The organism is uncultured Caballeronia sp. (assembly GCF_964243625.1).
GTDB lineage: Bacteria > Pseudomonadota > Gammaproteobacteria > Burkholderiales > Burkholderiaceae > Caballeronia.
Genome location: NZ_CAXTGZ010000125.1, coordinates 1 through 13623, shown reverse-complemented (window position 1 = coordinate 13623; position 13623 = coordinate 1). Strand labels below are relative to the sequence as shown.

Genomic DNA, 13623 nt, shown 5'->3' with positions numbered 1-13623 from the left:
CGCCTGCCGGCTCGCGAGCGAGGTGCTCGATTTCATCACGCCCCACATTGTCGCGGGCGTAACGACCGGCGAACTGGATCGCCTTTGCCACGAATACATGGCGAAGGAACAGGGCACCGTGCCCGCGCCCCTGAATTACCAGCCGCCGGGTTATCCGCCCTACCCCAAGGCCACCTGCATTTCCGTCAACGACGTGATCTGCCACGGCATTCCCGGCGACAAGGCGTTGAAGAACGGCGACGCGCTGAATATCGACATCACGGTGATCAAGGACGGTTATTTCGGCGATACCAGCCGCATGTTCCTGGTCGGCGAAGGTTCCATCCTGGCCAAGCGGCTGGTGCAGACCACCTTCGACTGCATGTGGCTTGGCATCGACCAGATCAAGGCGGGCGCGCATCTGGGCGATATCGGCTACGCCATCCAGAAACATGCCGAAGCGCAAGGTTACAGCGTGGTGCGCGAATATTGCGGTCACGGCGTGGGCAAGGTGTTCCACGAAGACCCGCAAGTGCTGCATTACGGCCGCCCGGGTACGGGCATCGAATTGCAGGCCGGGATGATCTTTACCGTCGAACCCATGATCAACGCCGGTCGCCGCGATATCCGCACCATGCCTGATCAGTGGACCGTGAAGACCCGCGACCGCAGCTTGTCGGCGCAATGGGAGCATACGGTGCTGGTGACGCCGACGGGTTATGAAGTGCTGACCGTGTCGGCCGGAACGCAGGCACCTTCCGAGCTGATCGCCGCGACGGCTTGATTGATCGGAAGCACCCCGCGAGAGACCCGGTATCTCGCGCAACTGTTCGGGGCACGGCCCGGCGCATTGAAAGACGGCGAGCGCAGCGTTTCGTCGAATATAACGTTCTTCCACTGACCTCACGATCCGCCTGCCCATGAGCGTACCCGCCGACGCCCCGCCTATTGCCGATTCGTTGAAAGCCTCGTACAAGACAGCGAAAGCCGCGCTGCTCGAGCGCTTCAAGAGCGCGACCAATGTCGATGGCCTGATGCATGCCCTCGCCCGCGCCACCGACGACGCCCTCAAGGGCGCGTGGGACGCGTGCGAGATGCCGGCATCAGCGGCGTTGCTGGCGGTCGGCGGTTACGGGCGCGGCGAGCTCGCGCCGTATTCGGACATCGATATCCTCGTCCTGCTGCCCGATCACGAGACGCCCGATCAGGTGGAAACGCTTGGTGCACGTATCGAAAAGCTGATCGGCATGGCGTGGGATCTCGGGCTCGAGATTGGCAGCAGCGTGCGCTCGGTGTCGCAGTGCATCCACGAAGCGAGCAACGACATCACCATCCGGACGTCGCTGCTCGAAGCGCGTCGGATCGTGGGCAACGAGAAACTGGTCGATGCCTTCGAAGCGCGCTACCAGCAGACGCTCGATCCGCGTGCGTTTTTCCAGGCCAAGGTGCTGGAAATGCGCCAGCGCCACGCGAAATACCAGGACACGCCGTATAGCCTCGAGCCGAACATCAAGGAAAGCCCCGGCGGCTTGCGAGACCTGCAACTGATCCTGTGGATTTCGCGTGCGGCGGGTTTTGGCAGCAGTTGGCGCGAACTCGATTCACGCGGGCTTATCACCGAGCGTGAAGCGAGTGAGTTGCGGCGCAACGAAGGTTTCCTGAAGACGCTGCGAGCGCGCTTGCACGTGATTGCGAAGCGCCGGCAGGACATTCTCGTATTCGATCTGCAGACCGCGCTCGCGGAAAGCCTGGGTTACAAGGCGACATCGTCCAAACGCGCCAGCGAACAGCTCATGCGCCGCTATTACTGGGCCGCGAAAGCCGTGACGCAGCTCGCAACCATCCTGATCCAGAACGTGGAAGCGCAACTGTTTCCATCGACGAGCGGCGTGACGCGCGTGTTGAACGAGCGCTTCGTCGAGAAGCAGGGAATGCTCGAAATTGCCAGCGACGATGTCTTCGAGCGTCAGCCGAACGCTATTCTCGAAGCCTTCCTGCTGTATGAGCAAACGCGCGGGGTGAAGGGGTTATCGGCGAGGACGTTGCGCGCGATCTACAACGCACGCGACCTGATGGACCGCGACTGGCGCCGCGACCCGGAAAACCGGCGCCTGTTCATGGCGATCCTGCAGGCGCCCGAAGGCATCACGCACGCGCTCAGGCTGATGAACCAGACAAGCGTGCTCGGCCGATATCTGCTGAATTTCCGGCGCATTGTCGGGCAGATGCAGCATGACCTGTATCACGTCTACACCGTCGACCAGCACATCCTGATGGTGTTGCGCAATATCCGCCGTTTTGCGATGGCCGAACACGCGCACGAGTATCCGTTCTGCACGCAGTTGATGGGCAATTTCGAACGCTCGTGGGTGCTCTACGTGGCGGCGCTGTTCCATGACATTGCGAAGGGCCGCGGCGGCGATCACTCCACGCTCGGCATGGTCGATGCCCGGCGTTTTTGCCGCGATCACAACATGAATGCCGACGACAGCGACCTGGTCGTATGGCTCGTCGAGCAGCACCTGACCATGAGCCAGGTCGCGCAGAAGCAGGACACGAGCGATCCGGAAGTCATCAAGCGGTTTGCATCGATGGTGCAGACCGAGCGCCGGCTGAGCGCGCTGTATTTGCTGACCGTCGCCGATATCCGCGGCACGAGCCCCAAGGTCTGGAACGCATGGAAAGGCAAGCTGCTCGAGGATCTGTACCGGGCCACCCGTGCCGTGCTTGGCGGCGCCGAAATGCACGCGCACTCGGAGCTCAAGTCGCGCCAGGAAGACGCGCTTGCGCTGCTGCGCCTTGAAACGGTGCCGGAGAACGCGGAAAAAGCGTTGTGGGACAAGCTGGATGTCGGCTATTTCCTGCGCCATGACGCTGCCGATATCGCCTGGCAGACCCGCGTGCTTTATAAGCACGTCGAGAGTGAAAAGCCGATCGTGCGGGCGCGCCCATCGCCGATCGGCGCGGCGCTCCAAGTACTCGTGTACGTAAAGGACCGGCCGGATCTCTTTGCCGGCATCTGCGCTTATTTCGACAAAAACGGCCTGTCCGTCCTCGATGCACGCATTACAACGACCCGCCACGGTTATGCGCTCGACAATTTTCTGGTCGCGCATCCGGACCATGACGGGCATTATCGCGACATTGCCAACCTCGTCGAACAGCAGTTGAGCATGTTGCTCACCGCCGAGGGCATCTTGCCGGAACCGTCGAAGGGACGGGTTTCCCGGCTGGTGCGCACTTTCCCGATCACACCGCGCGTGGATTTGCGTCCCGACGAACGTGGTCAGTATTACATCCTGTCCGTGTCGGCCAACGACCGGCAGGGCCTCCTTTATTCGATCGCGCGGGTTCTCGCCCAGCACCGGATCGGCGTCCATGCGGCGCGGATCAACACGCTTGGCGAACGTGTGGAAGACGTGTTCCTGCTCGACGGCAAAACCCTATCCGACAACCGGACGCAAATCCAGGTCGAAACCGAGCTGCTGCGCGCGATCGCAGCCTGAGAATCTATGCGCGTCAAACTGACAGCGAAACATCCGCGACCGGCATCGCCGGCGCGTTCCCCCGTTCGTACCGGCAGCGTTGCCGGACGGAAAAAACCGCCTCGGACAGAGGCGCCGGTCGGAGATCGGCCGGTAAGGGTCGATCAGGCGGGAGATCGCCCGGCTACTCCGCGTGGCGATGCACCTCGTGGCGATCGCGGGCCTAGACCTTCGTTTGGGGATCGTGGCGCACCGCGTGGTGACCGTCCTTCGGGCGATGGCGAACGTCGTCCGTTCCCGCCGCGCGGCGATGCACCTCGTGGTGATCGCGGGCCTAGACCTTCGTTTGGGGATCGCGGCGCTCCGCGTGGTGACCGTCCTTCGGGCGATGGCGAACGCCGTCCCTTCACGGCGCGTGGCGATGCACCCCGCGGTGATCGTGGACCACGTCCTTCGTTTGGAGATCGTGGCGCACCACGCGGCGACCGTCCTTCGGGCGATGGCGAACACCGTCCCTTCACGCCACGTGGCGATGCACCTCGTGGTGATCGCGGGCCGCGTCCTTCGTTTGGAGATCGTGGCGCACCACGTGGTGACCGTCCTTCGGGCGATGGCGAACGCCGTCCCTTCACGCCGCGTGGCGATGCACCTCGTGGTGATCGTGGGCCACGTCCGTCATTCGGCGATCGCGGCGCTCCGCGTGGTGACCGTCCTTCGGGGAACGGTGAACGCCGTCCCTTCAGCCCGCGTGACGACGCGCCCCGTGGCGCAAGCAGCGATCGTACGCCCCGCCCGTCGTTCAACGATCGCGGCGCACCGCGTGGTCCGAGTGCCGACCGAGGCCCCCGCCCATCATTTGGCGACCGCGGCGGCGCGCCGCGCGGCGATCGCCCGACTGGTGCCGGCGAACGCCGCCCGTTCAAGCCCCGTGAAGATTCCCGTGGCCCGGCAAGCGATCGCGCGCCGCGCCCGTCGTTCAGCGACACCGGCGCACCCCGCCGCGAGCGCAACCACGCGCACGATGGCAGCCCGCGTCCGGCCTCCTTCGATCGCCAGCGTCCGCCAGGCGATCGTCCCTACGCAAAACGCGAGGCATCGCCGGAACGCTTCGGTGACGAGCGCAAGCCCCCACGCAAACCAGCGGCCAAACCCTCTAAACCCCGCGATGCAGACGCGCCGCCCTCACCGGCCCGCATCGCGCGCGAAGGTGAAGACGGGCTCGTGCGTTTGTCGAAAGTGATGTCGGAACTCGGCCTCTGTTCGCGCCGGGAAGCCGATGAGTGGATCGAAAAAGGCTGGGTGCTGGTAGACGGCGTGGTCATCGATACGCTTGGCACCAAGATCCGTCCCGATCAGAACATCGAGATCGCTCAGGCCGCGCATGCCGCACAAATGCAACAGGTGACGATCCTGATCCACAAGCCGGTCGGCTATGTTTCGGGTCAGGCGGAAGACGGGTATCAGCCGGCGGTCACGCTGGTCAACCCTTCGAACCATTGGGCCGATGACCAATCCGGCATCCGCTTTTCACCCACGCATCTGCGCACGCTGGCGCCTGCGGGACGTCTGGATATCGACTCGACAGGTCTGCTCGTGCTCACGCAGGATGGCCGCGTGGCGAAGCAGTTGATCGGCGGACATTCGGATGTCGACAAGGAATATCTCGTGCGCGTGAAATTCGGCGAGCATGAACTCGATATCGAATCGCACTTTCCACCGGAAAGTCTCGCGCTCCTGCGCCATGGCCTCGCACTTGACGACGTGCCGCTCAAGACCGCCCAGGTCAGCTGGCAAAACGGAGAGCAACTGCGCTTCGTGTTGCGCGAAGGCAAAAAGCGCCAGATTCGCCGGATGTGCGAGTTGGTCGGCCTGGAAGTGGTTGGGCTGAAGCGAATCCGGATGGGCCACGTGACTCTGGGTGCGCTGCCGCCGGGACAATGGCGTTACCTCGGCGCAGACGAAAGCTTCTGATCTGATAGATAACGTCGCGAAAAAACGACGGAATCCGCACAAATCGATGTGAACAGCACCCGCTGATCACATCGATTTTTTTTGGCCAATATTTTGGTTAAAGAAAATATGACTGATGACCGTTAGGCAGGTACACGTGCAATTTACCGCTCCGCCGCGCGTGAGCCTCGCAAAAGCCACTGGAGAATTGCCATGTCCGTTGAGATCATTGTTCGCGAAACAAAAACCGGCCTCGAAATCATCAGCGGCCGACGCCGCCTCGACGCATTGCTCGCGTTGCGCGACGAAGTCGTGGTAATGAGCCCGGGCATTGGCGAAGTCGTCATTGCGCGTTTGCCGGATGGGCGTTTGCAGGCGTCGGCAAATCCGGAACATATCAAGCTGTTTCGTCAGCCGGAGACGGCTTCGGGCAATAAGAGCTTTGCCTGAAACCCGTCGGCAGCCCGTCGATTCAAAGCAATTCCACGGGCTGCCGTGACGACTTTCAGTCGTCGCTCTTCGGATCCAGCCCGGGAAACAGCACCTCGGTGAAACCGAACTTCGAGAAGTCCGTCACGCGCATCGGATAAAGCTTGCCGATCAGGTGATCACATTCGTGCTGCACGACACGCGCGTGAAAGCCCTCGGCAAGCCGCTCGATAGCCGTGCCGTACTGATCAAAACCCTGATAGCGGATCATGGAATACCGCTGCACGGCGCCGCGCAACCCGGGCACCGACAAACACCCTTCCCACCCTTCTTCCATGTCGTGCGACACAGGCGTGATGATCGGATTGATCAACACCGTCTCCGGCACCGGTTGCGCGTCCGGATAACGCTCGTTGTGAGCGAAGCCGAAAATCACCACCTGCAGGTCCACGCCGATCTGCGGCGCCGCAAGTCCAGCGCCGTTCGCATGACGCATGGTGTCGAACATGTCCTCCACCAGGGCGTGCAGTTCGGGCGTATCGAAATGATCCACCGGCTCGGCGATACGCAACAAACGCGGATCGCCCATCTTGAGGATTTCGCGAATCATGGTGTTTCTCCCTCCAAAAGCTTGCGCATACCATCTTCGTCGAGTACCGGAACGCCGAGTTCCTCGGCCTTCACGAGCTTGCTGCCCGCCTCCGCTCCAGCCACCACGTAATTCGTTTTCTTCGATACCGAGCCTGCCACCTTCGCGCCCGCAGCCTCGAGCATTTCCTTGGCGTCCTCGCGCGAAAGCGTAGGCAGCGTACCGGTCAGCACGACCGTCTTGCCGGCGAGCACACCTTGCGGCGCCCTGGGCGCCGGCGGCCCTTCGGGCCATGTAACGTTGCCCGGCGCGCGCAATTGCTCGATCACCATCTGGTTATGCCCTTCGCTGAAAAAATTGTGCAGCGATTCGGCCACGACCGGACCCACGTCGTTCACTTCGAGCAATTCTTCGACGCTTGCCGCCATGATCGGATCGAGCGAACCAAAATGCTTGGCGAGATCCTTCGCCGTGGACTCGCCCACGTGCCGAATACCCAGCGCATAGAGAAACCGCGGCAAGGTGGTGTGCTTGGCCTTGCCGATGGAATCGAAAAGATTCTGGGCAGATTTGTCGGCGAACCGGTCCAGCGCCGCGAGCTTCGCGACGCCCAGATTGAACAGATCGGCCGGCGTGCGCACAATGTTCTGTTCGACCATCTGGTCGATGATCTTCTCACCCAGTCCGTCGATATCGAGCGCGCGCCGCTGCGCGAAATGCCACAGCGCCTGCTTGCGTTGGGCGGGACAGATCAGGCCACCGGTACAACGGGCGATGGCTTCGTCGGGCAGCCGTTCGATTTTCGAACCGCACACCGGACACTCGGTCGGCATCACGAACTCGCGCGCGTCGTCGGGACGGCGATCCAGGATCGCGCCGACAACTTCGGGAATCACGTCGCCGGCACGCCGCACGATCACCGTATCGCCAATACGAATGTCCTTGCGCCGTACTTCGTCTTCGTTGTGCAAGGTCGCGTTCGTCACGGTCGCGCCGCCGACGAACACCGGCGTCAACCGCGCAACCGGTGTGATTGCGCCGGTGCGCCCGACCTGCACGTCGATGGCCAGCAACTGCGTCAGCGCTTCCTGCGCCGGAAACTTGTGTGCGAGCGCGAAGCGCGGTGCACGCGAGACGAAGCCGAGCTTGTCCTGTTCGTCGCGCTGGTTAACCTTATAAACCACGCCGTCGATGTCATACGGCAAACCATCGCGCTTCTCGCCGGTCCTGTGGAAAAAAGCGAGCAACCCGTCCGCGCCCTTCACGACACCGCGCTCCGCGTTCACCGGCAGGCCCATTTGCTTGTACCAGTCGAGCAGCGCCGAGTGCGACGGCGGCATTTCCGCGCCTTCCAGCACACCGATCCCATACGCAAAAAAAGACAGCTTCCGCTGCGCGGTCATCTTCGAATCGAGCTGCCGTAGACCGCCTGCAGCCGCATTGCGCGGGTTGGCGAATTCACGTTGTTCCGCCTCGCGCTGCCGGGCGTTCAGCCGCTCAAAGTCACGCTTGAACATCAGCACTTCGCCGCGGACGTCGAGCCGCTTCGGGATGTTCTTGCCTTTGAGTTTCAACGGAATTGAATGAATGGTGCGAACGTTTTCGGTCACTTCTTCGCCTGTCGCGCCGTCACCGCGCGTCGACGCCTGAACGAACACGCCGTCGTCATACCGCAGCGAAATGGCGAGGCCGTCGAATTTCAGCTCGCACGCATATTCCACGGGCGTATGGCCGAGTGCGTCAGCGACGCGTTTGTCGAATGCAACGATATCTTCGTCGGCAAAGCCGTTGTTCAGCGACAGCATGGGCACGTCGTGCGTGACCGGCTGGAAACCTGTCGCGACCTGCCCGCCGACCCGTAACGTGGGCGAATCCGGCGGGATCAGGTCAGGTTGCGCCGCTTCGATCTGCTGTAGTTCCTTGAACAGAATGTCGTATTCGGCATCGGGCAGCTCCGGCTGGTCGAGAACGTAATACGCGTAGTTCGCACGCTCGAGTTCCGCGCGCAGCCACTCGGCGCGCTCGGCCGGACGGTCGGCGCCCGGGATGGGCGTAGCTGAAACAGCGGGCTCTGCTTTTTCTGCTTTGGCAGCGGCTTTCGGTTTGGCGGACATGCGGCAGGACAGGCTGAGAAGTTGGAAGAAACCGACCTGTCGATTGTCTCAGAGAACGGCTGATCGTGGCATCGGCCGAATGGCCGATGCCTCCGAAATTGATTCGGCAATGCCGCGCCGCTGCGGTAAGCTTTATTGGCTGAACAAGCGCCGCGTGGCGGGCGAGCCCGCGGGAATGCCGGCTTGCTCAAGCTTCGCGTAGAGCGTCATCAACTGTTTTTCGATGGCGAGCAGCGAGCTTTCCGGCAGCGGCCGGCGCTGATCGTCCACCACCCTTGCGCCAATGCGCTCGGACAGCGATTTTGCGTAGTCGCACATGAGGCGAAACGGCAGGATGTCTTCGTCGGCGACCGGCACGTCCAGCACCAGCGTGATCATCTGGCCGCCCTTGTAGGTCAGGTCGTCGCGCAGGAAGTTGGTATCGCCGAAAAGCAGCATGAAAACCGGGTTCTGGCGTGCGTCGAGCTTGACGAAGCGCGTGCCGTCGCGTGAAAGCAGCAAGCCGTCCTGCGACGCCACCGCCTGCACGTAGTTGGCCGACCAGGGCGCGCCGTCAGAGAGAATATTGATGGACAACTGAGCGTCGCATTGGGCCGCGAACGCGTCGAGCTCACGCGCCATTCCGACTGTTTCGAGCATGTCGGGGAATTCGGGCGAACCGTCGATTCCGTCGGCGAAACGCTGTACGCCCGTCACGAACTCGGAAAACTCGAGTTCATTCAGCGGGCCGCCGCGATTGGCAAGCTGGGCCGCTGCACGCAATTCCTCGTAGCGCGCGCCGTTCTTGAGCAATTCCCACGTTGTGCCGCCTTCCGGCTTGCCTTCGATGTGTACCGGTTTCGCGCCCGCGCGCCGCAGCTTCTGTGCGCTCGGAATCAGCTTGTCGCCGGCAATGGGTGCGACAAGGCGAATTGGCACAACGCAATCGATCCGGCGATCCACGATAGCCGGCGGCGCCGAAGAAATGGTGGTCGCGGCCGGCAGCACCGGTTCGTCGTCATCGGCAATGATGGAGGGCGAATCCGGTTCCTCGAAGTCGCCATTCACAGAAGTCGATTCGGCCTGGATATCCACGGCCGTGTCCGCCGGCGCAACCGTGGACAGCGGCCCGGTGCCGCCGAAACTCGGTTCCACGCGTGAGTCCGGCGTGTCGGTTCTGTCAGCCTCGCCGATTGCGGGCTCGCGCCGTACCGGGCGCGTCGGTTCAATGAACGGCTGCTCGTCCTCCGTATCCTGCCGGGCGAGCGATTCCGCCGCTTCCTCAGGCATTGGACGGGGCATCTTGCGGCGCACTTTTGCGCCCTGCCACGCGTTGTAGACCACCACGCCGCCCACCACCACGGCTCCTGCCCCGATCAACCCGAGTGTCAACTCGTCCATGCACGCTCCGTCATACTTTCTGTTTGCGCTGTTTCATGCCGAGCGGCGCCTTTTAAGCTGCCGCTACCCGTGTCCAGCGCTTGTATTGAATTACGCCCCGCGATCTGCGCCGCATCAGGATTCGCAAATCGAACCCCGTTCGCCACTCCGCGCCTGACGCGCCAGAACCGGCCTCCCGGACCGGTTCTTCACTCTGTTTTGATCGCCGGAAGTGCATCAATCCGCGCTCCGGCGAAACGTTCATGCATTCTGGGCGAAACCCGCCGCAGATTCCATATCCACGGCAACAATCCGCGATACACCCTGTTCCTGCATCGTCACGCCGATCAGTTGCTGCGCCATTTCCATCGCGATCTTGTTGTGCGAGATGAAGAGGAACTGCGTCTTCTCCGACATCGCCCGGACGAGGTTCGCGAAGCGTTCCGTGTTGGCGTCGTCGAGTGGCGCATCGACTTCGTCCAACAAGCAGAACGGCGCCGGATTCAACTGGAACATGGCGAACACGAGCGCGGTCGCCGTCAGCGCCTTTTCACCGCCCGAAAGCAGGTGGATGGTCGAATTCTTCTTGCCGGGCGGCTGTGCGAGAACCTGCACGCCGGCATCGAGGATTTCATCGCCCGTCATGACGAGCTTCGCCTGACCGCCACCGAAGAGACGCGGGAACAGCTCGCCGAAATGACGGTTGACCTCGTCGAACGTGCCTTGCAACAATGAGCGCGTTTCCTGGTCGATCTTGTGGATCGCGTCTTCCAGAGTGCCGATGGCGTCGTTCAGATCCGCCGATTGCGAATCGAGGAACGACTTGCGCTCGCTCGCCGCCGCGAGTTCGTCGAGCGCCGCCATGTTGACCGCGCCAAGCGCCGCGATCGCGTTATTCAGACGCGTGACTTCGCCTTGCAGGTACGAAGGCTTCATGTCCGGCGTGAGTTTGGCCTGCAAATCGGCTTCGTCCACGCCGGCGGCCGCCAGTTGCTCGACGAACTGCTCGCCGCTGATGCGCGCGGCCTGCTCTTTCAACTGCAACTCGCCGATCTTGTCGCGCAGCGGCTGCAACGAACGCTCGGCGATCAGCCGAAGCTCGTCTGCCTGACGTAGACGCGCGGTGAGATCGTCCAGTTCGATACGCGTTGACTGCAGCGCCTCTTCCCTGGCCGCGCGCAATTCGAGCGCGTCCTGCAAGCCGGTGTGCGCGGTTTGCTCGTTGATGGTTTCGAGCTCGGCACGCGCATCTTCGAGGGCGCCTGCAACACGTTCGCTCTGCTCTTTCGCTGTTTCGATATTGCGCCGATATTCCTCGATCTTCGCCGCAAGCCCGCGCGCCGCGAAGCTGGCGTCGGTAGCCGCGCGCTCCAGATCGCGCGCTTCCTGACGGGCGTTGGTCAACGCTTCGTCGAGTGCTTCAAACGCGAGCTGGTTGTCTTCGAAACGCGCCTGCAATTCAGCAAGCTCGCCGTCATGGCGCTCGAAGTTCGCTTCCGATTCGGCGCGCAAGGCGCGTTGTTCATCGATCTGCGCCGTGATTTCTGCGAGTTCTTCACGGATTTGCGTGCTGCGCTGCATGTAGCGATCGTGCGCCTGCGTGAGCTTCAGCACGTCCATCTGCAGTGCGTGCACGCGCTGGGTCGCGCGTTCAGCGGCCGAACGTGCGTCGCCGAGCGCCCCCGATGCCTGCGTGTGCGCCGCTTCCGCGCGAACGGCGGCGGCTTTGGCTTCGTCAGCGAGCAGCGCCTGTGCGCGAACCTGCTTCGTCAGGTTTTCGATTTCGTGCTGGCGTGCGAGCATCCCGGCCTGCTCGGAGTCGGCCGCGTAAAGCTGCACGCCGACCCGCGTTACCACGTGCCCGGCCTTCACCACGAACGCGCCGCCATCGGGCAATTGAGCGCGCGTGGAAAGCGCCTGGGCAATGTCATCGGCGACGAACACCTGGGCCAGCCAGTCGGTCAGCACGGCCCGCAAACCCGCGTCGTCAATACGGATCAGCGCCAGGAGCGGCCGCAAACCCGCGGGCGTTTCCTGCGCTCGGCCGGCATTCGGCGGCGCGTAGAACGCGAGCTTGGCCGGCGGTGCGTCGGTGGCGAACGCCTTCACCCAATCGAGATTCGACACTTCCAGCGCCGCGATCCGTTCCCGCAGCACCGATTCCAGCGCCGTTTCCCAGCCGGCTTCCACATGCAGCTTCTTCCAAAGACGCGGCAGCGAACCGAGTTCGTGCTTGTCGAGCCACGGCTGGATCTTGCCCTCGGTCTGGACGTTTTCCTGTAACTGCCTGAGCGCCGCGAGCCGCGCTTCGAGCTGGTGAATCTGGGCGCTTTCGGCTTGCACTTTCTCCTGCGCGGCGCGCCGTTCACCGTCCAGACGCGGAACCGTGTCCTGTGCATCGGCGAGACGCGCTTGGGCTTCTGTGAGGATTTCCTCGTGCTCGGCCATTTGCATGCGCAACTCTTCGAGCTGCGCTTCGTCGGGCGCATCCAGGCCGCCCGCTTCGCTTTTCAGGCGTTCGTGGCGCTGCTGCAATTGCTGCAGTTGCTGGTCGGCATTGCGCTGATGCGCGGCCTCCAGCTTCAACGCCTGCTCCGTGCGCGCGATGGTCGCGCGTTCGTCGTTCAATCCGGTCTGTGCATCGCGAAAACGCGCTTCGAGCGCAGGCAATTCGTCCTGTTTCGCAGCCGCCGTTTCCTGCGCGATGGCCGCCTTTTCCTCGCCGACAGCCAGCGCTTCTTCAGCGTCGTCGATCTCGCCACGCGCTTTCCCGGCCTGCATCTGCCATTGCTCGCGCTGCGCAGTCAACGCGGCGATCTGCGCTTGCACGCGATTACGCGATTCGACGATAAAGCGGATTTCCGCCTCGAGCTTGCTGACTTCGGAATTCGCTTCGTAGAGCGCACCCTGAGCGCCTTGCATGGCGTCGCTTGCACTGTAGTGAGCCACGCGCAGCGTTTCAAGTTGTGCTTCGGCTTCGCGCAGCTTCGCGGTTTGCGATTCGAGTTCGATCTGCGCGTCGCTGATTGCACGCTGCTGACGCTCGGACTCGTTGCCCGCCTCGTTCTTGCGCAAAAGCCACAAGAGCCGCTGCTTTTCCTCGCCATCGGCCTGCAAGGTCTTGTATTTCGTCGCGACGATTGCCTGCGCTTCGAGCTTCTCGAGATTCGCGCTCAGCTCGCGCACGATATCTTCCACGCGGGTCAGGTTTTCGCGGGTGTCGTGCAAGCGGTTTTCGGTCTCGCGCCGGCGCTCCTTGTACTTCGATACCCCCGCGGCCTCTTCCAGGAACACGCGCAGTTCTTCGGGCTTCGCCTCGATGATCCGCGCGATCATGCCCTGCCCGATGATCGCGTACGCACGCGGCCCAAGGCCCGTACCCAGGAAAATGTCCTGGATATGGCGGCGGCGGGCGGGCAGGTTGTTGATGTAGTAGCTGGAGGAGCCGTCGCGCGTGAGTACCCGCTTGACGGCGATTTCGGCGTAGGTGCCCCACTGCCCGGCGGCGCGGCCGTCGGCGTTATCGAAGATCAGTTCGACGCTGGCCCGGCTGCCCGGCTTGCGCGCGGTGGAACCGTTGAATATCACGTCCTGCATCGACTCGCCGCGCAGCTCGGAGGCGCGCGATTCGCCGAGCACCCAGCGCACCGCATCCATGATGTTCGACTTGCCGCAACCGTTGGGCCCGACCACGCCGACCAGTTGGCCCGGCAGCAGG

The 13623-nt window shown here is 62.8% G+C and carries 9 protein-coding genes; 5 read left to right on the top strand and 4 right to left on the bottom strand.

What is annotated here, in order from left to right:
- From map to ACFFAR_RS11140, 5 genes are all read left to right on the top strand, one after another.
- Nucleotides 1-763, top strand: a 763-nt coding sequence (gene map, locus ACFFAR_RS11160; RefSeq protein ID WP_375507885.1) for a type I methionyl aminopeptidase, incomplete at its 5' end; no start/stop codon positions are given.
- Nucleotides 764-899: 136 nt separating this feature from the next.
- Nucleotides 900-3485: a [protein-PII] uridylyltransferase gene (locus tag ACFFAR_RS11155; RefSeq protein WP_062169800.1), complete on the top strand. Its 2586-nt coding sequence runs from the start codon at nt 900-902 to the stop codon at nt 3483-3485.
- A 172-nt stretch (nt 3486-3657) separates the two neighbouring features.
- Nucleotides 3658-4704, top strand: a complete 1047-nt coding sequence (locus ACFFAR_RS11150) for a hypothetical protein (protein WP_375507884.1) — start codon at nt 3658-3660, stop codon at nt 4702-4704.
- Entirely contained in the window at nt 4686-5435 is a 750-nt protein-coding gene (locus tag ACFFAR_RS11145) for a pseudouridine synthase (RefSeq protein ID WP_335671951.1), read from the top strand. Before ACFFAR_RS11150 ends, ACFFAR_RS11145 begins: the two co-directional genes overlap by 19 nt.
- Before the next feature lie 192 nt (nt 5436-5627).
- Complete coding sequence (locus ACFFAR_RS11140; RefSeq protein ID WP_061999146.1) at nt 5628-5864, top strand: hypothetical protein; 237 nt, start codon at nt 5628-5630, stop codon at nt 5862-5864.
- 55 nt (nt 5865-5919) lie between these two features.
- Here the strand turns inward: ACFFAR_RS11140 and def are convergent, their stop codons facing one another.
- The 4 genes from def to smc all read right to left on the bottom strand — a co-directional run bounded on the left by def (nt 5920) and on the right by smc (nt 13622).
- Nucleotides 5920-6453, bottom strand: a complete 534-nt coding sequence (def, locus tag ACFFAR_RS11135) for a peptide deformylase (protein ID WP_056352690.1) — start codon at nt 6451-6453, stop codon at nt 5920-5922.
- Complete coding sequence (gene ligA, locus ACFFAR_RS11130) at nt 6450-8546, bottom strand: NAD-dependent DNA ligase LigA (protein WP_174363125.1); 2097 nt, start codon at nt 8544-8546, stop codon at nt 6450-6452. Before ligA ends, def begins: the two co-directional genes overlap by 4 nt.
- 132 nt (nt 8547-8678) lie before the next feature.
- Entirely contained in the window at nt 8679-9926 is a 1248-nt protein-coding gene (locus ACFFAR_RS11125; RefSeq protein ID WP_061999144.1) for a cell division protein ZipA C-terminal FtsZ-binding domain-containing protein, read from the bottom strand.
- A 240-nt stretch (nt 9927-10166) separates the two neighbouring features.
- Entirely contained in the window at nt 10167-13622 is a 3456-nt protein-coding gene (gene smc / locus ACFFAR_RS11120) for a chromosome segregation protein SMC (RefSeq protein WP_375507883.1), read from the bottom strand.
- Nucleotide 13623: the final 1 nt, after the last annotated feature.